General features: G+C 57.0%; 22 protein-coding genes. 13 read left to right on the forward strand and 9 right to left on the reverse strand.

Annotated features, from left to right (window positions below; all coding sequences use genetic code 11):
• Positions 1 to 6: 6 nt before the first annotated feature.
• From secD to CDA56_RS19920, 5 genes are all read left to right on the forward strand, one after another.
• Positions 7 to 1,854, forward strand: a complete 1,848-nt coding sequence (secD, locus tag CDA56_RS19900) for a protein translocase subunit SecD (RefSeq protein ID WP_071957337.1) — start codon at positions 7 to 9, stop codon at positions 1,852 to 1,854.
• Positions 1,855 to 1,864: 10 nt separating this feature from the next.
• Positions 1,865 to 2,836, forward strand: a complete 972-nt coding sequence (gene secF, locus CDA56_RS19905; protein ID WP_004848195.1) for a protein translocase subunit SecF — start codon at positions 1,865 to 1,867, stop codon at positions 2,834 to 2,836.
• Between the two features lie 116 nt (positions 2,837 to 2,952).
• The gene (locus CDA56_RS19910) at positions 2,953 to 4,344 is read left to right on the forward strand and encodes a M24 family metallopeptidase (protein WP_048261401.1); all 1,392 of its coding nucleotides are present in this window, start codon (positions 2,953 to 2,955) and stop codon (positions 4,342 to 4,344) included.
• 64 nt (positions 4,345 to 4,408) lie between these two features.
• A complete protein-coding gene (locus CDA56_RS19915) occupies positions 4,409 to 4,774 on the forward strand; it encodes a VOC family protein (protein ID WP_014228160.1) in 366 nt (121 codons plus the stop codon).
• 14 nt (positions 4,775 to 4,788) lie between these two features.
• Entirely contained in the window at positions 4,789 to 5,478 is a 690-nt protein-coding gene (locus CDA56_RS19920; RefSeq protein WP_014228161.1) for a helix-turn-helix transcriptional regulator, read from the forward strand.
• 43 nt (positions 5,479 to 5,521) lie between these two features.
• Here CDA56_RS19920 and CDA56_RS19925 read toward each other — a convergent pair whose 3' ends face one another.
• Both CDA56_RS19925 and CDA56_RS19930 read right to left on the reverse strand, forming a co-directional pair.
• Positions 5,522 to 6,406: a nucleoside-specific channel-forming protein Tsx gene (locus CDA56_RS19925; protein ID WP_004848202.1), complete on the reverse strand. Its 885-nt coding sequence runs from the start codon at positions 6,404 to 6,406 to the stop codon at positions 5,522 to 5,524.
• 296 nt (positions 6,407 to 6,702) lie between these two features.
• Positions 6,703 to 7,242 carry a SadB/YajI family lipoprotein gene (locus tag CDA56_RS19930; protein WP_103814795.1) on the reverse strand — a complete coding sequence of 180 codons (540 nt, stop codon included), beginning with the start codon at positions 7,240 to 7,242 and terminating at the stop codon, positions 6,703 to 6,705.
• A gap of 147 nt (positions 7,243 to 7,389) precedes the next feature.
• On the opposite strand from CDA56_RS19930, the gene nrdR reads away from it, so the two are divergent.
• The 6 genes from nrdR (at position 7,390) to pgpA (ending at position 11,496) form a co-directional block, all read left to right on the forward strand.
• Positions 7,390 to 7,839, forward strand: a complete 450-nt coding sequence (nrdR, locus tag CDA56_RS19935; protein ID WP_014228162.1) for a transcriptional regulator NrdR — start codon at positions 7,390 to 7,392, stop codon at positions 7,837 to 7,839.
• A gap of 4 nt (positions 7,840 to 7,843) precedes the next feature.
• A complete protein-coding gene (gene ribD / locus CDA56_RS19940) occupies positions 7,844 to 8,947 on the forward strand; it encodes a bifunctional diaminohydroxyphosphoribosylaminopyrimidine deaminase/5-amino-6-(5-phosphoribosylamino)uracil reductase RibD (protein WP_103814797.1) in 1,104 nt (367 codons plus the stop codon).
• 93 nt (positions 8,948 to 9,040) lie between these two features.
• On the forward strand, positions 9,041 to 9,511 hold the full coding sequence (gene ribH / locus CDA56_RS19945) for a 6,7-dimethyl-8-ribityllumazine synthase (protein ID WP_004129690.1): 471 nt from the start codon (positions 9,041 to 9,043) through the stop codon (positions 9,509 to 9,511).
• Between the two features lie 19 nt (positions 9,512 to 9,530).
• Positions 9,531 to 9,950: a transcription antitermination factor NusB gene (gene nusB, locus CDA56_RS19950; protein ID WP_004099457.1), complete on the forward strand. Its 420-nt coding sequence runs from the start codon at positions 9,531 to 9,533 to the stop codon at positions 9,948 to 9,950.
• Positions 9,951 to 10,025: 75 nt separating this feature from the next.
• A complete protein-coding gene (thiL, locus tag CDA56_RS19955; RefSeq protein ID WP_014228164.1) occupies positions 10,026 to 11,000 on the forward strand; it encodes a thiamine-phosphate kinase in 975 nt (324 codons plus the stop codon).
• Positions 10,990 to 11,496, forward strand: coding sequence for a phosphatidylglycerophosphatase A (pgpA, locus tag CDA56_RS19960; RefSeq protein WP_004133926.1), 507 nt, complete (start codon positions 10,990 to 10,992; stop codon positions 11,494 to 11,496). Before thiL ends, pgpA begins: the two co-directional genes overlap by 11 nt.
• 151 nt (positions 11,497 to 11,647) lie before the next feature.
• On the opposite strand, the gene CDA56_RS19965 is transcribed toward pgpA, so the two are convergent.
• From CDA56_RS19965 to xseB, 4 genes are read right to left on the reverse strand one after another with little or no spacing between them, the layout of a single operon-like run.
• Complete coding sequence (locus CDA56_RS19965) at positions 11,648 to 12,622, reverse strand: aldo/keto reductase (RefSeq protein ID WP_014228165.1); 975 nt, start codon at positions 12,620 to 12,622, stop codon at positions 11,648 to 11,650.
• A 60-nt stretch (positions 12,623 to 12,682) separates the two neighbouring features.
• Positions 12,683 to 14,545 (reverse strand): 1-deoxy-D-xylulose-5-phosphate synthase, encoded by a 1,863-nt coding sequence (dxs, locus tag CDA56_RS19970; RefSeq protein WP_025107179.1) that lies wholly within the window; start codon positions 14,543 to 14,545, stop codon positions 12,683 to 12,685.
• A gap of 18 nt (positions 14,546 to 14,563) precedes the next feature.
• Entirely contained in the window at positions 14,564 to 15,463 is a 900-nt protein-coding gene (gene ispA, locus CDA56_RS19975) for a (2E,6E)-farnesyl diphosphate synthase (RefSeq protein WP_004848218.1), read from the reverse strand.
• A complete protein-coding gene (gene xseB, locus CDA56_RS19980; protein WP_004099468.1) occupies positions 15,464 to 15,706 on the reverse strand; it encodes an exodeoxyribonuclease VII small subunit in 243 nt (80 codons plus the stop codon).
• A 198-nt stretch (positions 15,707 to 15,904) separates the two neighbouring features.
• Here xseB and thiI point away from each other — a divergent pair, with 198 nt between their 5' ends.
• A complete protein-coding gene (thiI, locus tag CDA56_RS19985) occupies positions 15,905 to 17,353 on the forward strand; it encodes a tRNA uracil 4-sulfurtransferase ThiI (RefSeq protein WP_014228166.1) in 1,449 nt (482 codons plus the stop codon).
• Positions 17,354 to 17,410: 57 nt separating this feature from the next.
• On the opposite strand, the gene yajL is transcribed toward thiI, so the two are convergent.
• Positions 17,411 to 18,001: a protein deglycase YajL gene (yajL, locus tag CDA56_RS19990; protein ID WP_004848222.1), complete on the reverse strand. Its 591-nt coding sequence runs from the start codon at positions 17,999 to 18,001 to the stop codon at positions 17,411 to 17,413.
• Entirely contained in the window at positions 17,964 to 18,875 is a 912-nt protein-coding gene (gene panE, locus CDA56_RS19995; RefSeq protein WP_004848223.1) for a 2-dehydropantoate 2-reductase, read from the reverse strand. Before panE ends, yajL begins: the two co-directional genes overlap by 38 nt.
• A gap of 142 nt (positions 18,876 to 19,017) precedes the next feature.
• Here panE and CDA56_RS20000 point away from each other — a divergent pair, with 142 nt between their 5' ends.
• A complete protein-coding gene (locus CDA56_RS20000) occupies positions 19,018 to 19,509 on the forward strand; it encodes a YajQ family cyclic di-GMP-binding protein (RefSeq protein WP_104011394.1) in 492 nt (163 codons plus the stop codon).
• A 103-nt stretch (positions 19,510 to 19,612) separates the two neighbouring features.
• Here the strand turns inward: CDA56_RS20000 and CDA56_RS20005 are convergent, their stop codons facing one another.
• The gene (locus CDA56_RS20005) at positions 19,613 to 20,977 is read right to left on the reverse strand and encodes an MFS transporter (RefSeq protein ID WP_064357976.1); all 1,365 of its coding nucleotides are present in this window, start codon (positions 20,975 to 20,977) and stop codon (positions 19,613 to 19,615) included.
• Between the last annotated feature and the right edge of the window lie 144 nt (positions 20,978 to 21,121).

Genomic DNA, 21,121 nt, shown 5'->3' on the forward strand with positions numbered 1-21,121 from the left:
ACTGCCGTGTTAAACCGTTATCCTTTGTGGAAGTACGTCATGCTGGTCGTCGTCATTGTCGTCGGCTTAGTGTATGCGCTTCCCAACCTGTATGGTGAGGATCCGGCCGTTCAAATCACTGGCGCGCGCGGCGTCGCCGCCAGTGAGCAAACGCTGATCCAGGTCCAGAAAACACTACAAGAAGAAAAAATTACCGCGAAGTCTGTGGCACTGGAAGAGGGCGCAATTCTTGCGCGCTTCGACACCACTGATATCCAGCTGCGCGCGCGCGAAGCGCTGATGGGCGTGCTGGGTGACAAATACGTCGTGGCGCTTAACCTTGCTCCGGCAACCCCACGCTGGCTGGCGGCCCTGTATGCCGAGCCGATGAAGCTGGGTCTTGATCTGCGCGGCGGCGTGCACTTCCTGATGGAAGTCGACATGGATACCGCGCTGGGCAAACTGCAGGAACAAAATATCGACAGCCTGCGCAGCGAACTGCGTGATAAAGGCATTCCTTACGCGACCGTGCGTAAAGAAGACAACTACGGCCTGAGCATCGCTTTCCGCGACAGCGCCGCGCGCGACCAGGCTATCTCATACCTTAGCCCTCGTCACCGCGATCTGGTTATCTCCACTCAGGGCAGCACTGGCCTGAAAGCCGTGATGACCGACGACCGTCTGAAAGAAGCTCGCGAATATGCCGTTCAGCAGAACATCAATATCCTGCGTAACCGTGTAAACCAGCTGGGCGTTGCCGAACCTCTGGTTCAGCGTCAGGGCGCCGACCGTATTGTGGTTGAACTGCCGGGTATCCAGGACACCGCGCGTGCGAAAGAGATCCTCGGCGCGACCGCGACCCTGGAATTCCGTCTGGTTAACACTAACGTTGATAGCGCCGCGGCCGCCGCCGGTCGCGTTCCGGGCGACTCTGAAGTGAAATATACCCGCGAAGGCCAGCCGGTTGTGCTGTACAAGCGCGTCATCCTCACCGGTGACCACATCACCGACTCGACGTCGAGCATGGATGAGTACAACCAGGCGCAGGTTAACATCTCCCTGGATAGCGCTGGCGGCAACATCATGTCTAACTTCACCAAGGACAACATCGGTAAACCGATGGCGACCCTGTTTGTGGAGTACAAAGACAGCGGGAAGAAAGATGCCAACGGGCGCGCGATTCTGGCGAAAGAGGAAGAGGTGATTAACATCGCCAACATCCAGTCTCGTCTGGGTAACAGCTTCCGTATTACCGGCATCAGCAACCCGACCGAAGCGCGCCAGCTCTCCCTGCTGCTGCGTGCAGGCGCGCTGATTGCGCCGATTCAGATTGTTGAAGAACGGACCATCGGTCCAACCCTCGGTATGCAGAACATCAAGCAGGGCCTGGAAGCGTGTCTGGCCGGTCTGGTGGTCTCCATCCTGTTTATGATCTTCTTCTACAAGAAGTTCGGCCTGATTGCGACCTCTGCGCTGGTGGCTAACCTGGTGCTGATTGTCGGCATTATGTCCCTGATTCCGGGGGCGACGCTGACCATGCCGGGGATTGCGGGGATCGTGTTAACCCTTGCGGTGGCGGTCGATGCGAACGTTCTGATTAACGAACGTATTAAAGAAGAGCTGAGCAACGGGCGCTCCGTGCAGCAGGCGATTGACGAAGGTTATCGCGGCGCGTTCAGCTCCATCTTTGATGCCAACATTACGACGCTTATCAAAGTCATTATCCTGTACGCGGTCGGTACCGGTGCCATTAAAGGGTTTGCGATTACCACCGGTATCGGTATTGCGACCTCAATGTTTACCGCTATCGTCGGCACCCGTGCCATCGTGAACCTGCTGTACGGCGGCAAGCGCGTTAAAAAGCTGTCTATCTGAGGAGTGCGTTGTGGCACAGGAATATACTGTTGAACAATTGAACCACGGCCGTAAAGTCTGGGACTTTATGCGCTGGGACTACTGGGCTTTCGGCATTTCAGGTTTTCTGCTGATTTTGTCCATCGCTATTATTGGCGTGCGCGGGTTTAACTGGGGTCTGGATTTCACCGGCGGTACGGTGATTGAGATTACCCTCGAAAAACCTGTCGATATGGATCAGGTGCGTCAGTCGCTGCAGAAGGCGGGCTTTGAAGAGCCGCAGCTGCAAAACTTCGGCAGCAGCCGCGACATCATGGTGCGTATGCCGCCGGTGCATGACGCCAACGGCAGCCAGGAGCTGGGCAGCAAGGTCGTTAGCGTGATTAACGACTCGACCAGCCAGAACGCGACGGTCAAACGTATTGAGTTTGTGGGGCCGAGCGTTGGCGCGGACCTTGCGCAGACCGGCGCGCTGGCGCTGATAGCCGCGCTGGTATGTATCCTGATCTACGTCGGCTTCCGCTTTGAGTGGCGTCTGGCGGCAGGGGTGGTTATCGCGCTGGCGCACGACGTGGTGATCACCATGGGCGTGCTGTCGCTACTGCATATCGAGATCGACCTGACCATTGTGGCCTCGTTGATGTCGGTTATCGGCTACTCGCTGAACGACAGTATCGTGGTATCCGACCGTATTCGTGAAAACTTCCGCAAGATTCGCCGCGGTACGCCGTACGAAATCTTTAACGTGTCGTTGACGCAAACGCTGCACCGTACCTTGATCACCTCCGGGACAACCTTGATGGTTATCCTGATGCTGTACCTCTTCGGCGGTCCGATTCTGGAAGGCTTCTCGCTGACCATGCTCATCGGTGTCTCCATCGGTACGGCTTCTTCTATCTACGTCGCGTCCGCGCTGGCGCTGAAGCTGGGCATGAAGCGCGAGCACATGCTGCAGCAGAAAGTCGAGAAAGAAGGGGCGGATCAGCCGTCAATTCTGCCGTAAGGCAATCGCGTAGCGATAAAACGAATCCCGGTCGCAAGGCCGGGATTTTTTTATTACAGCCGCCCGGATTTTGGTTACTCTCCCGTATCAGCACGCAATGACATGGAGAAATGCCGATGGCTGTCGTAACGCTTTCCACCGTTCCTCAACCCCCGCTCTGGCACGATGTGCCTTCCGTTACGCTTAACGACGACACGCTGCGGCTGCGCAAGTCCAGGGTGCTGGCAAATATGCGTCAGTCCGGCGTAGACACGCTTATCGTCTATGCCGACAAAGAGCACGGCGGCAACTTTGAGTATCTCACCGGCTTTATTCCCCGTTTCGAAGAGGCGCTGCTGGTGCTGCATCGGGACGGTGAAGCGGTGCTGGTGCTGGGTAACGAGAATCTCAAGCTGGCAGGCCATGCCCGGCTGGAAAACCGTGTGATTCACGCCCCGTGGTTTTCGCTGCCCAATCAGCCGATGGAAACCGGTAAAACGCTGGCTCAGCGGCTTCAGGAGGCAGGCGTTGCGGCGGAAAACCGAATTGGCCTGGCGGGCTGGAAGCTCTTTACCGGCGCGGCGGATGACCGCGCGCAGATGTTCGATCTGCCTGCCTTTATCGTGGACGCTATTCGCCAGGCCGCCGGCCCGCAGGCAAGATTAACTAACGCCACCGGCATTTTTATCGACCCGGCAAGCGGAGCGCGAGTCACCAATAATGCCAACGAGCTGGCGCACTATGAGTACGGCGCAAATCTGGCTTCCACCGCGATTCTCACCGCGCTTAACGCCGTTGCGCCGGGTAAAACGGAAAAGCAAATCGGCGCGCTGCTGGCGGCGGAAGGGCAGCCTAATAGCGTGGTGATGATTGCCGCTACCGGCGAGCGCTTCGCCTGGGCGAATCTTTATCCGGGCGATAAGGTGATTCAGCGCGGAGATAAATTCTCGCTGACCACCGGCTTCAAAGGCGGCCTGAGCAGCCGCGCCGCCTACGTGGTGGCCGATGAGAGCGAACTGGCGCCCGAGGTGGCTGATTATCTCGAGGTCGTGGCGAAGCCCTATTTCAACGCGGTGGTGAACTGGCTGGAAAATCTGCGCATCGGCATGCGCGGCGGCGATATGTATGCGCTGATAGAGCAGGCGTTGCCGAAGGCGGAATATCACTGGCACCTGAATCCGGGGCATCTGGTCGCGGATGAGGAGTGGCTCTGTTCGCCCATTGGCCCCCATTCAACCGCCTGCCTGCAAAGCGGGATGATACTGCAAATCGACATCATTCCTTCCCGCCCGGGCTACGGCGGCGCAAGCATTGAAGATACCGTGGCGCTTGCCGATAGCGCGTTGCGTCGGGAGCTGGCGCAGCGCTATCCCGAACTCTGGCAGCGTATCGTCGCCCGGCGCTTGTATATCGGCGAGCAGCTTGGCATTGTGCTTCCTGAAGAGGTGCTGCCATTTTCCAGTACCGTGGGATACCTGCGTCCGTGGCTGCTGAGTCCCGAGCGCGCGCTGGTGTGCGCACCATACTGACACAATGCTGTCAGTAGGCCTGTCTTACACTCCTCCTGAACCCAAACAATGGACAGGAGGATGTATGAACAACGTAATTAACTGGTTTGAGATCCCGGTTGCGGAGATGGATCGTGCCGTGGCGTTTTACGAGCCGGTGATGCAGGTGACGCTGCGTCGGGAAAAAATGGATTGCATCGAGATGGCCGTTTTCCCGCATGAGGATCCGGCTCCCGGCGGCGCGCTGGCAAAGTTCGATGGCGTTAAGCCCTCCGATCAGGGATGTATTATCTATCTGCATACTGACAATCTGGCGGCCACGCTCGATCGCGTCAACTCGGCGGGCGGAAGCTGCGTGTTTGGCCCCCTTGAGCTGGCGGACGATATCGGCACGATTGCCCTGTTTATTGACAGTGAGGGTAATCGGATTGGCCTTCACCAACCCGCGTAAATGAGACAACAGAAATGAGCCGACGCGCCGACCGCCTTTTTCAAATCGTCCAGATCCTGCGCGGGAGGAGATTAACCACCGCCGGGCTGCTGGCCGAGCGGCTCGGCGTGTCAGAGCGCACCATCTACCGCGACATTCGCGACCTCTCGCTCTCCGGCGTCCCGGTTGAGGGGGAAGCCGGGAGCGGCTACCGGCTGCTGGCAGGCTATGACCTACCGCCGCTGATGCTAACAACCCAGGAATCGGAAGCGCTGATGGCCGCTATACGGCTGCTGCAAACCTGGGGCGGCGCCTCGCTGTCCCAGGCGCTGGAGTCGGCGCAGGAAAAAGTGCTGGCTATTTTGCCTGCCGAGAGCCGGCGCAAGGCGGAGCAGTCGCGCGTGTTCGCACCGGACTTTGGTGCGCAGGGCTATAGTAAAGATCAGTTTGATATAGTGCATCGGGCAGTCTCCGCCCAGCAGGCGCTGGGGCTGCGCTATCGCGATGAAGCGGGAAACGTGTCGCAGCGTGACGTACTGCCGCTGGGGCTTTTTTTCTGGGGCGAGCGCTGGCTGCTGGTGACCTGGTGCGAACTGCGGGAAGATTATCGCTGTTTTCGCCTTGACCGCTGCCTGGAGATTTCCGCCACCGGGCGTCATTTCAGCGAACGAGCCGATCGCTCATTGAGTGATTTCTTGCGTAAGGTGAGATGCGAAGAGCGTTAGCTTTTATGATCCCCGGCGTAGTTGCCGGGGATCATCGAGCCGATTAGAAGTTGTAGCCGACCACGAAGTAACCACCCCAGCCGGTAGAACGGACGTTAAAGTCGCCGTCGCCGAAGTTCAGCTTCGCGTCATCCGCCCACTGGCCGCCGTTGTGGAAGTAACGCGCCACGACGGAGTAGTGCCAGTGATCGTAGTTCAGCGCCAGGATATGGCTGGACGCGATGGAGTTGCTGGTGCGTGAATGCTTACCGTTCAAATCATAAGCGTTGTCATCGCCCAGATCGGAGCCCCAGTCAAAGTTGGTGAAGCCGATATAGCTCAGTGAACCGCCCCACAGGTCGGTCAGCGGCACGAAGTATTTCACTTTGAAGCGGTAGCCGTCCCACTCGTTCTCGTTTGATGCGCCATAGTTTTGCCACTGATATTTCGCATAGACGTTGAGCGAGAGGCTCATCGGCAGGCCGGTATCGATATCGGTACCCAGACCCATATACCAGGTGCTCTGACGACCGGACTTGTTGCGGCCCATGTCGTAGATATAGTTGTTAGCGAAATACCACTCTTTGAACGGGCCGAAGCTGAGGTCGGTACCGGTCAGTTTGTCGATGGAGAAGCGCGGCTCAATTTCCATAAACAGCGGGGAACCGTGGTTCCAGATACCTTTCGCGTTGGTGTTACCACCGAAGAATACCGGAGCATCCATATAGCCATAGAAATCAAACCAGTCTTTCTTGGCGAACGCTTCATATTCCAGATAAGTATCGTTACGGATCTGCGGCCCAAAACGAGTGTGGTAGCTGCCCACCACGTTTACACTCTGGTGCCACCAATCAGACAGGTATTGCGGTTTGTCGTTTTCTGCCGCGCTGGCAGAGAAAGATGCGGAGAGCGCCAGAGCTGCGCCGGCTGCCAGTAATGTTTTTTTCATAATGATGCCACTGTTTAAATTAAGCCTGAAGGCGTTAAAAGAAGCGCCGAAGCGTTTCTAAATATTTCGTATTTCTGTGGCGTCTATTATAGGAATCATTGCTCACAAAAATATGTGTTGTTTCACATAACGAACACATGCGTAATCGATTGCGTTCACGATTTTATGCATTTCTTGCGGGAATGCCACCGAAATTCATAAATTCTGGCAATTTTTAGTGAACTGAATGGAAAATCTGTAAGTGGATTAGCATGAGGGGAGGGGAGCCGGATGTTCAGGGCATCCGGCTGAGGGCGTTACGGCGTGTTTGCGGGCTGGATATCGTGGATGCGGACAAAGCCAACCTGCTCGGGCGTGCCATTCAGGCGTAGCGGAATATCGACGTCGCTCGGCGCCAGAACGCTTGCCGGCGCGCTAATCAGCTGATTTTGTACGTTAACTTCCTGATAGCTATCGGTGGTGCCGCTGATCTGCCCGGAGGCGACCGTCGCGCTAAAGGCCGGCAGCGGATCGTTTGATTCACCCTGGATACGCAGGGTCAGGCGGGTACCGTCGCCATCCGGCGCGATATTGAGCAGCGACATGCGCAGCGTACCAATCTGGCTTTTCAGGCGAGCTGGCGTTTTCGCCTCCGGCAGCAGGTATACGCCGCTGTTTGATTTCGCGTTCAGAACGTTTTGCTGAGTAATTTTTACCGTTTGCTGATTGAGCTGGGTCATCTCTTTGCTCAGGGTGCTCACGCTCTGGTTCATCTGGCGGATTTCGCTTTGCTGCGCGCAGGCGCTGAGGGTGAAAATGCTACCCACAATGGCCAGCTTTAAATAACGTCTTGTCATAGTTGGGATTCCGTTAACAGAGGATGCTTAATGGTAGACCGATCGGATAATCGCACTATAGATCCTTTGTCTCAAAAGCTCTTTCTTTGTTGTCGGGTCACTTCGCGGTAAACTACCCGTTAGTTTAACTACATGTCAGGACGCGCCATGCATTGCCCTTTCTGTTTCGCCGTAGATACCAAAGTTATCGACTCTCGTCTGGTGGGCGAGGGCTCTTCCGTGCGTCGTCGTCGTCAGTGTCTGGTCTGTAATGAACGTTTTACGACGTTTGAAGTGGCGGAACTGGTGATGCCGCGAGTCGTAAAAAGCAACGACGTGCGCGAGCCTTTTAATGAGGACAAACTGCGCAGCGGTATGCTGAAAGCGCTGGAGAAGCGCCCGGTCAGCTCAGACGATGTCGAAATGGCGGTTAACCATATAAAAACCCACCTGCGCGGGACCGGCGAGCGGGAAGTGCCGAGCAAAATGATCGGCAACCTGGTGATGGAACAGCTGAAAAAGCTCGATAAAGTCGCCTACATCCGCTTTGCTTCCGTCTATCGCAGCTTCGAAGATATCAAAGAGTTTGGCGAAGAGATCGCCCGCTTACAGGACTGAGCCCATGCAGGATGAAATATACATGGCGCGAGCGCTGAAGCTGGCCGCGCGCGGACGCTTCACCACGCACCCAAACCCGAATGTCGGCTGCGTGATCGTTAAAGATGGCCAGATCGTCGGCGAAGGTTTTCACTATCGCGCCGGTGAACCGCACGCGGAAGTGCACGCGCTGCGCATGGCGGGCGAAAAAGCGAAAGGCGCGACGGCGTACGTCACGCTGGAGCCCTGTAGCCATCACGGGCGAACGCCGCCGTGCTGCGAGGCGCTGATTGCCGCAGGGGTGACCCGCGTGGTTGCGGCGATGCAGGATCCGAACCCGCAGGTCGCGGGTCGCGGTTTGTACCGTTTGCAGCAGGAAGGGGTCGACGTCAGTCACGGGCTGATGATGAACGAAGCCGAGGCGCTGAATAAAGGTTTTCTTAAGCGGATGCGCACCGGTTTTCCCTGGATTCAGTTAAAAATGGGCGCATCGCTGGATGGGCGCACGGCGATGGCCAGCGGAGAGAGCCAGTGGATCACCTCACCGCAGGCGCGGCGCGATGTGCAGCGCCTGCGCGCGCAAAACCACGCCATCCTGACCAGCAGCGCGACGGTGCTGGCGGATGACCCGGCGCTAACCGTACGCTGGGACGAGCTCAACGCCGACACTCAGGCGCTGTACCCGCAGGAAAAGCTGCGCCAGCCTTTGCGTATCGTTATCGATAGTCAGAATCGCGTCACGCCGCAGCATCGTATCGTGGAGCAGGCGGGTGAAACGCTGTTTGCCCGTACCCGTGCAGATGAACGCCAGTGGCCGGAGAACGTACGCACGCTGCTGGTGCCGGAGCATAACGGTCGCCTGGACCTGGTGGTCCTGATGATGCTGCTGGGCAAACAGCAAATTAACTCGATCTGGGTGGAAGCAGGCCCCACCCTTGCCGGCGCGCTGCTGGAGGCCGGGCTGGTGGACGAGCTTATCATCTATATTGCGCCTAAACTGTTAGGCAGCGATGCGCGCGGATTATGTGTACTGCCGGGGCTTGAGAAACTTGAGCAAGCACCCCATTTCAAATTCAATGAGATACGTCATGTAGGCCCGGATATTTGCCTGCATTTAGTGAACGCTTGATTTCCCCGGACAAAAGGGAAAGCAGTGCGCCGATTATTATGATAGAATCCGCCCCCCTTGCGGGGCCAAATGAACTGAACCCGAAGGAAGAGTATGAACATTATTGAAGCTAACGTTGCTACCCCGGACGCTCGCGTCGCCATCACCATCGCGCGTTTCAACAACTTTATCAACGACAGCCTGCTGGATGGCGCGATTGACGCCCTGAAGCGTATTGGCCAGGTCAAAGATGAAAACATTACCGTGGTTTGGGTTCCAGGCGCGTATGAGCTGCCGCTGGCGGCTGACGCACTGGCGAAAACCGGTAAGTATGACGCAGTGATCGCGCTGGGTACCGTTATCCGTGGCGGCACCGCGCACTTTGAATATGTGGCTGGCGGTGCAAGCAATGGCCTGGCGCACGTCGCTCAGGACAGCGGAATCCCGGTAGCCTTCGGTGTTCTGACCACAGAAAGTATTGAACAAGCCATCGAACGCGCTGGCACCAAAGCCGGTAACAAAGGCGCTGAAGCCGCGTTGACCGCGCTGGAAATGATTAACGTATTGAAAGCCATCAAGGCCTGATTTTTGTAAGGGGAATTCCGTGAAACCTGCTGCTCGTCGCCGCGCCCGTGAGTGTGCTGTCCAGGCGCTTTACTCCTGGCAGTTGTCCAAAAACGACATCGCTGATGTCGAATACCAGTTCCTGGCGGAACAGGATGTGAAAGATGTAGACGTTCTGTATTTCCGCGAACTGCTGTCCGGAGTGGCGACTAACAGCGCGTATCTCGACGGCCTGATGAAGCCGTATCTTTCTCGTCTGCTGGACGAGCTGGGTCAGGTGGAAAAAGCGGTGCTGCGTATCGCACTGTTTGAGCTGTCAAAGCGTAGCGATGTACCGTACAAAGTTGCGATTAACGAAGCCATCGAACTGGCGAAAACCTTTGGCGCTGAAGATAGCCATAAGTTTGTCAACGGCGTGCTGGACAAAGCTGCCCCGGTAATTCGTCCCAACAAAAAGTAAATTCCAGGGCCGGTTTTTGCAGAGTCTCACTTCTGCAAACCGGCCTTATTCTTTTCTTTTTCTGAGGCATAACGTATGGCATGCGGCGAATTTTCCCTGATTGCCCGTTATTTTGATCGCGTAAAAAGCGCACGTCTTGATGTTGAAACCGGCATTGGCGACGACTGCGCGCTCCTGAACATCCCCGAGAAAAAAACGCTGGCAATCAGCACCGACACCCTGGTGGCGGGAAACCATTTTTTACCCGATATTGACCCTGCCGACCTCGCCTATAAAGCGCTGGCGGTCAACCTGAGCGACCTGGCGGCAATGGGCGCTGAACCGGCGTGGCTAACCCTGGCCCTGACCCTGCCGGAAGCGGACGAAGCCTGGCTTGAGGCCTTTAGCGACAGCCTGTTCGTGCAGCTTAATTATTACGATATGCAGCTCATTGGCGGCGATACCACGCGCGGACCGCTGTCGATGACGCTGGGTATTCACGGCTATGTGCCGACGGGACGCGCTTTGAAGCGCTCCGGGGCAAAGCATGGCGACTGGATTTACGTCACCGGCACGCCGGGAGACAGCGCCGCGGGTCTGGCGATTTTGCAGGATCGGCTGCAGGTTGAAGATGACGCCGACGCGGATTATCTCCTGGCGCGCCATCTGCGTCCGCTGCCGCGGGTTCTGCAGGGGCAGGCGCTGCGCGATTTGGCGAACGCCGCCATCGATCTCTCCGACGGCCTGATTTCTGACCTGGGGCATATTCTCAAGGCCAGCGGCTGCGGCGCGCGCGTCGATCTTGATGCGATGCCGTTCTCGGATGCGATGCTGCGCCAGGTTGAGCCTGAGCAGGCGCTGCGCTGGGCGCTCTCCGGCGGTGAAGATTACGAGCTGTGCTTTACCGTACCTGAACTCAATCGCGGGGCGCTGGACGTGGCCCTTGCCAACCTCGGCGCGCGTTTTACCTGCATTGGGCAGATCCTGCCGGAATCGGAAGGTCTGCAGTTCACACGCGAAGGTAAGCCCGTCACGTTCGATTTTAAGGGATACGATCATTTTGGCGCGTAGTAGAGATGTGGCGAAAAGCCGTCTGAAGATGAGCAATCCCTGGCATCTGCTGGCAACGGGATTTGGCAGCGGCCTTAGCCCCGTGGTTCCCGGCACTATGGGATCGCTGGCGTCGATCCCCTTCTGGTATTTGCTGACCTTACTCCCCTGGCAGCTCTATTCGCTGGCGGTGATGATGAGCATCTGCATTGGCGTCTATATTTGCCACCGTACGGCGAAAGATATGGGTACCCACGATCATGGCAGCATTGTCTGGGATGAGTTTGTTGGGATGTGGATCACCCTGATGGCTCTACCGACGATGGACTGGCAGTGGGTCGCCGCTGGATTTGTGATTTTCCGCCTCTTTGATATGTGGAAGCCGTGGCCCATCCGCTGGTTCGACCGCAATATCCACGGCGGGATGGGGATCATGGTGGACGATATTGTCGCCGGGGTGATTTCCGCCGGGGTGCTGTACGTGATTGGCCACCACTGGCCGATTGGTCTTTTTTAAACCAGTCTGGCCCGGCTGGCCTGGCGCCTCTGGGAAATCGAGCAGGCAGGCTTTTCCCGGAGGCGGTGGTGAACTCGTCGTCAGCAGATGCTGGTGAACCTGTAGCCCGGCTAAGCGCAGCGCGAGCCGGGAATCGGCAGGGAACCGCGCGTTACTTGAACCCCACAATCGGGTGCGGTTTATACGGCGTCTCCAGCTTTTCAATCTGATCCGGCGTCAGCGTTAAATCGACCGCATGCAGCAGCTCATCCAGCTGCTCCTGCCTTGAGGCGCCGATAATCGGCGCGGCCACGCCCGGCTTGCTCAATAGCCAGGCCAGCGCCACCTGCGCGCGGTTGGCGTCAAGCTCTTCCGCGACTTCGGCCAGGTTTGTCGCGATCAGTTCATCATTCTCATCAGTGGCATTGTAGAGCGCCTTACCGACTTCATCGGATACCAGACGGGCGGTGGTTTCCCCCCACGGACGGGTCAGGCGACCGCGCGCCAGCGGACTCCACGGCATCACCGCGACGCCTTCACGGCTGCACAGCGGCAGCATTTCGTTTTCTTCTTCACGATAAATCAGATTGTAGTGATCCTGCATGGTGACGAAGCGGGCCCAGTTATTCTGCCGCTGTAGCGCTAACGCCTGGGCAAACTGGCGGGCATGCATTGACGATGCGCCGATATAGCGGGCTTTACCCGCCTTGACGACGTCGTTTAGCGCTTCGAGAGTTTCTTCAATGGGCGTGGTGTAATCCCAGCGATGAATTTGCAGCAGATCGACATACTCCATGCCGAGGCGGCGCAGGCTGTCGTCAATGGAGCGCAGGATCTGCGCGCGCGACAGTCCCTGCGGCAGATCGCCCACCTGATGGTAAACCTTGGTGGCGACGATCACGGAATCGCGACGGGCATACTCACGCAGCGCGCGTCCGAGGATCTCTTCGCTGCTGCCGTCAGAGTAGTTATTCGAGGTGTCGAAGAAGTTAATGCCGCCCTCGAGGGCGTATTTTATCAGCGGGCGGCTGCTCTCTTCCGGTAAGGTCCATGCATGGTTACCGCGGTCCGGTTCGCCAAAGGTCATACAGCCGAGGCAGAGTCGGGAAACGCGGAGATCGGTATCGCCAAGAGGGATATAGTGCATAGTGCGCTCCTGCTACGGGTAAAGGGTATCCTTTAAGCATAGCAGGAGCGGTGGCGGCAATTATGCCAGCCAGGCGTGGATTTTGGCTTCTATTCCGGCGGCGTCCAGGCCGAGGTCGGCGTGCGCTTCTTCCTGGGTTCCCTGCGGGATAAAGAAATCAGGCAGGCCGAGATTGAGCACAGGAATCGCGCGGCGGCGGGACATCAGCAGCTCATTCACGCCGCTGCCCGCACCGCCCATAATGGCATTCTCTTCCAGGGTGACCAGCACTTCGTGTTCTGCGGCCAGCTGTAGCACCAGCGCTTCATCCAGCGGTTTGGCAAAGCGCATATCCACCAGGGTGGCGTTAAGCTTTTCCGCGACTTTTGCCGCCTGCGGCAGCAGCGTGCCGAAGTTCAGAATCGCGATTTTTTCACCTTCGCGTTTCACTACGCCTTTACCGATAGGCAGCGAGGCCAGCGGTTCAAAGGCCGCGCCGGTACCGGAGCCGCGCGGATAGCGCACCGCGCTCGGGCCGTCGTTGTAGTGATAACCGGTATACAGCATCTGGCGGCACTCGTTCTCATCGCTGGGGGTCATGATGACCATGTCAGGAATGCAGCGCAGGAAGGAGATATCAAACGCGCCCTGATGGGTTTGCCCATCGGCGCCGACGATACCCGCACGGTCGATAGCGAACAGCACCGGCAGCTTCTGGATGGCGACATCGTGAATCACCTGATCGTAGGCGCGCTGCAGGAAGGTGGAGTAGATCGCCACCACCGGCTTATAGCCGCCGATCGCCAGGCCGGCGGCAAAGGTCACCGCGTGCTGCTCGGCAATGGCCACGTCGAAATACTGGTCGGGGTATTTTTTCGAGAACTCGACCATCCCGGAACCTTCGCGCATCGCTGGCGTGACGGCCATCAGCTTGTCATCTTTCGCGGCGGTTTCGCACAGCCAGTCGCCAAAGATTTTCGAGTAAGAGGGCAGGCCGCCGCTGCTTTTCGGCAGCACGCCGCTGGTGTGATCGAATTTTGGCACCGCGTGGAAGGTGATCGGGTCTTTTTCGGCGGGCTCATAGCCGCGGCCTTTTTTGGTCATAATATGCAGGAACTGCGGCCCTTTCAGGTCGCGCATATTCTTCAGCGTATTTACCAGACCGATAACATCATGACCGTCCACCGGCCCAATGTAGTTAAAGCCCAGCTCTTCAAACAGGGTCCCCGGAACCACCATCCCTTTGATATGTTCCTCGGTGCGTTTGAGCAGCTCTTTAATCGGCGGCACGCCAGAGAAGACCTTTTTGCCGCCTTCGCGCAGCGTGGAGTAGAGTTTGCCGGAGAGCAGCTGCGCCAGATGATTGTTTAGCGCACCGACGTTCTCGGAGATCGACATTTCGTTGTCGTTGAGCACCACCAGCAGATCGGGTTTGATATCGCCAGCGTGGTTCATCGCTTCAAACGCCATCCCGGCGGTTATCGCCCCGTCGCCGATTACGCAAACCGCGCGGCGCTGCTTATCCTCTTTGGCTGCGGCGATAGCTATGCCGATTCCGGCAGAGATGGAGGTCGACGAGTGGCCGACGCTCAGGACGTCATACTCGCTTTCTCCGCGCCACGGGAAGGGGTGCAGCCCGCCTTTCTGGCGGATGGTGCCAATCCGATCGCGGCGTCCGGTCAGAATTTTATGCGGGTAAGCCTGGTGGCCGACGTCCCAGATCAGGCGATCGAAAGGCGTGTTGTAGACGTAGTGCAGCGCCACGGTTAGTTCTACCGTACCGAGCCCGGAGGCAAAGTGTCCGCTGGAGCGGCTGACGCTGTCCAGCAGATAACGCCGCAGTTCGTCGCACAGTTTCGGCAGGCTATCTTTCGGCAACAAACGCAACTCCTGGGTGGAATCCACCAGCGCCAGGGTCGGGTATTTGGCAATATCAAAACTCATCAGAGACTCATTTATTGTTTATTTATCACGCTGAATTATGTAATTCGCGAGCGCTTCCAGTGCCGTGGTATCCAGAGATTGCGCGGCCAGCTCAGTTAACGACCGGCGGGCGTCGGTAATCAGGTCAAAGGCCTTTTTCCGGGCTTGCTCGAGTCCCAAAAGGGCGGGGTAGGTACTTTTGCCCAGCTGCTGGTCGGCTCCCTGACGTTTGCCAAGTGTGGCAGTATCCCCTACCACGTCGAGAATGTCATCCTGGACCTGGAAGGCGAGACCGATGTTCTCGGCGTATCGATCGAGAGCGGGTAGCGCCCTGCGTCCGGCTTCACCTGCGCTCAGCGCGCCCATTCGTACCGCGGCGCGAATCAACGCGCCGGTCTTATGGCGGTGAATTCGCTCCAGCGACGTCAGATCAACCTGATGGCCTTCCGCTTCCAGATCCAGCGCCTGACCGCCGCACATACCCGCGATGCCGCTGGCCTGGGCCAGCTCAGAAATCATCGCCAGGCGATCGCGATCCGGCACTTCCGGCATCGGCGCATCACTCAGTATAGAAAACGCCAGCGTTTGTAGGGCGTCTCCGGCAAGAATTGCGTTCGCTTCGCCGAATTTTATATGGCAGGTCGGCTGGCCGCGGCGTAAATCGTCATCGTCCATCGCCGGGAGGTCATCGTGCATCAGCGAATAGGCATGGATGCATTCGACGGCGGCGGCAGGGGCATCCAGCGTAGCGCGGCTAACGCCAAACATATCGCCGGTCGCGTAAACCAGGAACGGGCGCAGGCGTTTGCCGCCTAATAGTGCGCCATACTGCATGGCTTCGACCAGCGGAGTGTTCTGAAAGGGCTGCGGAGCGATAAAACGGCGCAGCGCTTCGTTAGCCTGCTCGACGCACGCCTGTAGCTGTTGCGGGAAGTCCATTTATTCAGCGTCCGGCGTAAAAGGGGTAAGCGGCGCGTCTTCGCTATCCGCCAGCAGAATTTGTACGCGCTGTTCGGCCTGCTGCAGCTTTGCCTGCCCCTGGCGCGCCAGCTGGATCCCGCGCTCGAATTCGCCGAGCGCTTCTTCTAACGGCAGCGAGCCGCTTTCCAGACGATTAACAATTTGCTCCAGCTCGCCCAGGGCGGTTTCAAAGCTGGCCGGGGCCTCATTTTTCTTTGGCATAGTGAATATAGACTCTTGTAATGTCTCGATGGCTATCAATATGGTAACGAAGTCGCGCGGTTAATCAAATAACGCGCAATGCCAGGTGAAAAGCGTCCAATAGTGGTATACTCCGCGCCCTGGATGCAGACGCCAGTCGCGCCTGTACAACTTTTTATGCTTAAAGCCCCGTCGGGCTTGCCAACGAATAGTGTCGCCATGAAGTTTATCATTAAATTGTTCCCGGAAATCACCATCAAAAGCCAATCTGTGCGATTGCGCTTCATTAAAATTTTAACCGGGAACATTCGTAACGTTCTCAAAAACTATGATGAGACGCTTGCCGTCGTTCGTCACTGGGATCATATCGAGGTCCGGGCGAAGGATGAAAACCAGCGTCCGGCGATTCGCGATGCCCTGACCCGTATCCCCGGTATCCACCATATTCTGGAAGTCGAAGACGTTCCTTATACCTCCCTGCACGATATTTTCGAGCAGACGCTGCCGCTGTGGCGTGACGCGCTGGAAGGTAAAACGTTCTGCGTGCGCGTTAAGCGTCGCGGTAAGCATGAGTTTACCTCAATCGAAGTGGAGCGCTACGTCGGCGGCGGTTTGAACCAGCATATTGAAACGGCGCGAGTGAAGCTGACCGATCCCGATGTGACGGTTAACCTCGAGATCGAAAACGATCGCCTGCTGCTGGTTAAAGGGCGCTACGAAGGTATCGGCGGTTTCCCGATCGGCACCCAGGAAGACGTGCTGTCGCTCATTTCCGGCGGTTTCGACTCCGGCGTTTCCAGCTATATGCTGATGCGCCGCGGCTGCCGCGTGCATTACTGCTTCTTTAACCTCGGCGGCGCGGCCCATGAAATCGGCGTGCGTCAGGTCGCGCACTATCTGTGGAACCGCTTCGGCAGCTCACACCGCGTGCGCTTCGTGGCGATTAACTTCGAGCCGGTGGTGGGTGAGATCCTGGAGAAAGTCGACGACGGTCAGATGGGCGTGGTGCTCAAGCGCATGATGGTGCGCGCGGCGTCAAAAGTCGCCGAGCGCTACGGCGTCCAGGCGCTGGTCACCGGCGAGGCGTTAGGCCAGGTTTCCAGCCAGACGCTGACCAACCTGCGCCTGATCGACAACGTCTCGGATACGCTGATTCTGCGTCCGCTGATTTCGCACGATAAAGAGCACATTATTGACCTCGCGCGTGAAATCGGCACTGAAGATTTTGCCCGCACCATGCCGGAATACTGCGGCGTTATCTCGAAGAGCCCCACCGTGAAAGCGGTGAAGGCGAAGATCGAGGCGGAAGAAGAGCACTTCGATTTCAGCATCCTTGAGAAAGTGGTGGCGGAAGCGAGCAACATTGATATCCGCGATATCGCTCAGCAGACCGAGCAGGACGTAGTGGAAGTGGAAACCGTCAGCGGTTTTGGCCCTGACGACGCGATCCTCGATATCCGCTCTATCGACGAGCAGGACGATAAGCCGCTGAAGGTGGAAGGCGTGGACGTGGTTTCTCTGCCGTTCTATAAGCTGAGCACCAAATTTGGCGATCTCGACCAGAGTAAAACCTGGCTGCTGTGGTGCGAGCGTGGGGTGATGAGCCGCCTGCAGGCGCTGTATCTGCGCGAGCAGGGCTTTGAAAACGTGAAGGTATATCGCCCCTAGTTCTTCAGGAGCAAGGCGTAATCATGAAAACGGCAACCCTGGGTTGCCGTTTTGCATTTATTCGTAGTAGTTATAAATTCCTGCCGCCATCACCAGCTGTGAAGCGACTTCGTGCGCTTTTTCGCGTCCAACCAGCAGGTCGATCATCTTCAAGGCGAAATCAATTGAGGTTCCCGGCCCCTGGCTGGTGAGCAGCTTAACGCGAGCGTCCCAGACGACGCGCTTATCCTGCCACTGCTCGGCGGGAATGCGTTCTTTCAGCGCCGGAAAGCCGGTCATATTGCCGATGGGGAAAAGGTTGTGCGGCACCAGCACGGTCGGCGCCGCGGCGCAAATCGCCGCAACGATGCGCCCGGAAAGATGGAATTGACGTACTGTTTCAACCAGCAGCGGGCTGTCGCGAAAGCACTCCGCACCCTTAATGCCGCCGGGCAGAACAAGGATATCGAAATCGCCATCGGCCACTTCGACCAGCGGCGCATCGGCCAGTAGCTTAACGCCGCGCGAGCAGACAATGGTCAGGCTGCCATCGCTGGCAACGCTGGCGGTCGTGACCTTTACTCCTCCGCGAACGAGTAAATCAATGGTGGTGACCGCTTCGGTCTCTTCGCTACCAGGGGCGAGGCAAATCAGTGCCGACGCGCTCATATTCATTCTCCTTACGCTTTACCAGTTCAAACAGGCGGGTATTCTCAGGTACGGCGATACCGTGGGCTCGGGCGCGTTTTAACAGATAACCGGTGATATAGTCGATTTCCGTATGGCGCTGGGCGAGAATATCCTGCAGCATGGAGGAGGTATTTTCTGCCGTACTTTCAATAACCTGATGTACATAGAATAACAGGTTTTCCGGCGAGGTATGCATCCCCTCGCGATCCATCACCGCCGCAACTTCATAACAAATTGCGGCGACCTCCTGCGGGTATTCGCGTAAATCGCCGTTCTGACAGTTTTTTAACGCCGTCAGCGGGTTAATCACACAGTTTACCGCCAGCTTGCTCCAGGTCGCGGGGTAGATATTGTTATGCCAGGCGACGTCGGGCAGCACGCTCTGCAGTACATCGGCGAGATAGCTATAATCCTCAGGGTAGGCTTTCGCTGGGCCAATATGGCTGGTGCCGTTGGCGACGTGGACGATTACGTTGCCGTCGCGGCGGGCCGCCTGCGTTGTCGAAGCCAGAAGCAGCGGCTGTTTGAGGCTCTTAAGCTCGTCAACGGTACCCATACCGTTGTGCATGAGCAGAACAGGTACTGACGACGGCAGGATGGCGCTCAGGTTTTTTACCGCGTTAGAGACCTGCCAGGCTTTGAGGGTGACCAGCAGCAGGTCGCTGCTGGCGAGAAAATCAGGATCGTTAGCGGTAAACGATTCATTAAACACGCTGCCGTCGGTTTCAATCACATTGACGCTACAGAATGGCTGTGGGACGCGTAACCAGCCCTGGACTTCATGTCCGTGTTTGTACAGCGCAGTTAGCCATAACTGTCCCAGTGCACCGCATCCGAGTACGGTTACTTTCATTATTCCTCCTCACCTGTGAGTGCTGCATCAGGTGCTCATGGCTAAAGTATAGCGTTATCAGTTATCCTTTCGGGATAACAAGTTGAGTTATGTCGCGTTGCGGGTATTATGCAACGCAAAAGAAACTGAAGGAGAGGAAAAGATGCCATCTTTCGATATTGTCTCTGAAGTCGATCTTCAGGAAGTTCGAAACGCCGTAGAGAACGCGACCCGCGAAGTTGAATCGCGTTTTGATTTCCGTAACGTCGAAGCGAGCTTTGAGCTGAACGAAAAAAACGAGACCATCAAGGTACTCAGCGAGTCTGATTTCCAGATTAACCAGCTGTTGGATATTCTGCGCGCCAAGCTGCTGAAACGCGGAATTGAGGGCAGTTCTATCGAAGTGCCGGACGAGTTCGTGCACAGCGGTAAAACCTGGTTTGTCGATGCGAAGCTGAAGCAGGGCATTGAGAGCGCGACGCAGAAAAAAATCGTCAAGCTGATTAAAGACAGCAAGCTGAAAGTACAGGCGCAGATCCAGGGCGAAGAGATTCGCGTTACCGGTAAATCTCGCGACGACCTGCAGGCGGTTATGGCGCTGGTGCGCGGCGGTGATTTAGGCCAGCCGTTCCAGTTCGAAAACTTCCGCGATTAAAAGAGTCCCGTCTGTCGGCCGGGCACGGCGTTAGCCGCCGCCCGGCAGGACACAAAGCACCGCTCAGAACCGTTTTTGCCTGCCTGTACAAAGGTGCTCGCTTTTATATCCCTTTGATTGCCTGCTCAATTTCAAAGCGGTTAGTGATCTTGCTGTCGATTTTGATATACACCGAACGCTCTTCGCTAATCACCAGCACCTCTTTGACGCCCTCTTTAGCCCGTAAGCGCGCCTCGAGCATTTTGTCCGCGGCGATATCCTCCGGGATCTCGACCCGCAGGCTGCTAACGTACGGCGGCTCGCTCATGGTGCTGGCCACCAGCAGCCACAGCATCGCCAGCAGGGCGCCGAGCAGGAAGACGGTTTGCGAATCAAAAAAGCCATCCACCCAGCCGCCGAGCGCTCCGCCGATGGCCACGCCAAGGAACTGGCTGGTGGAGTAAATGCCCATCGCGGTGCCTTTATATCCGGCCGGTGATTCTTTACTGATTAACGACGGCAGCAGCGCTTCCAGCAGGTTAAACGCGAGGAAAAATAGCTGAACGCCGGCGACCAGCTCCCAGAAATAGCCTCCGGCACCCCAGAGTACGATTTCAGCAATCAGCAGGATGGCGACGCACAGCAGAAAGACGCGCTTCATTTTGCGCTTCACTTCGGCGTAGATAATAAACGGCACCACCGCGACAAATGAGACCAGCATGGTGGCCAGATAGATTTTCCAGTGCTCGGCGGCGGGGAAACCGGCGGCCTCAAGCTGGCCCGGCAGAGCGACAAACGTGGACATCAGCATGATATGCAGGCACATAATGCCGAAATTGAGCTTCAGGAGTTTTGGCTCAGCAAGAACTTTGCTGAAGCAGCCTTTCACCATACCGGACTCGCGGTTCAGCACGTGATTCTGGCTGTTCGGCACCACCCATAGCGTCAGCAGGATGCCGAGCGTCGCCAGAACAGCAATCATCCAGAACAGGGCGTGCAGGCCGAGCTGGTGGGTAACGACAGGCCCGAGAACCATGGCGATAGCAAAGGTGACGCCAAAGCTGACGCCGATAAACGCCATGGCTTTAGTGCGGTTTTGCTCGCGGGTTAAATCGGAAAGCAGCGCCATGACCGCGGCGGCAATCGCCCCGGAGCCCTGCAGCGCGCGGCCAAGAATAATGCCCCAGATAGAGTCAGAAAGCGCGGCGATAACGCTGCCGACAACGAAGATTAACAGGCCGCCGACGATCAGCGGCTTACGGCCAATGCGGTCAGAAAGCAGCCCGAAAGGTATCTGGAATAGCGCCTGGGCCAGCCCGTAAATACCAATTGCCAGTCCGATAAGGGCTTCGCTTGCGCCCTGTAACGCCATGCCGTAAGTGGTCAGAACCGGCAGGACCATAAACATGCCGAGCATGCGCAAAGAGAATACGGTCCCCAAACCCCAGGTCGCACGCAGTTCGCCTGGCGTCATTTTATTATCGTTCATTACCACCTCAATATAAAAACTGCGCATAGTGTAGTGGGGGGAAACAGAAGCGTAAATAAATGTTTGTTTAACAGATATTACGACTGTGTTGCATGATGAGGTGAGTACGGTAGAAAGAAAAAACCAGTGGAGGGGCCTCCACTG

The sequence above is a fragment of the Klebsiella michiganensis genome (assembly GCF_002925905.1).
In the GTDB taxonomy this organism is placed as follows: Bacteria; Pseudomonadota; Gammaproteobacteria; order Enterobacterales; family Enterobacteriaceae; genus Klebsiella; species Klebsiella michiganensis.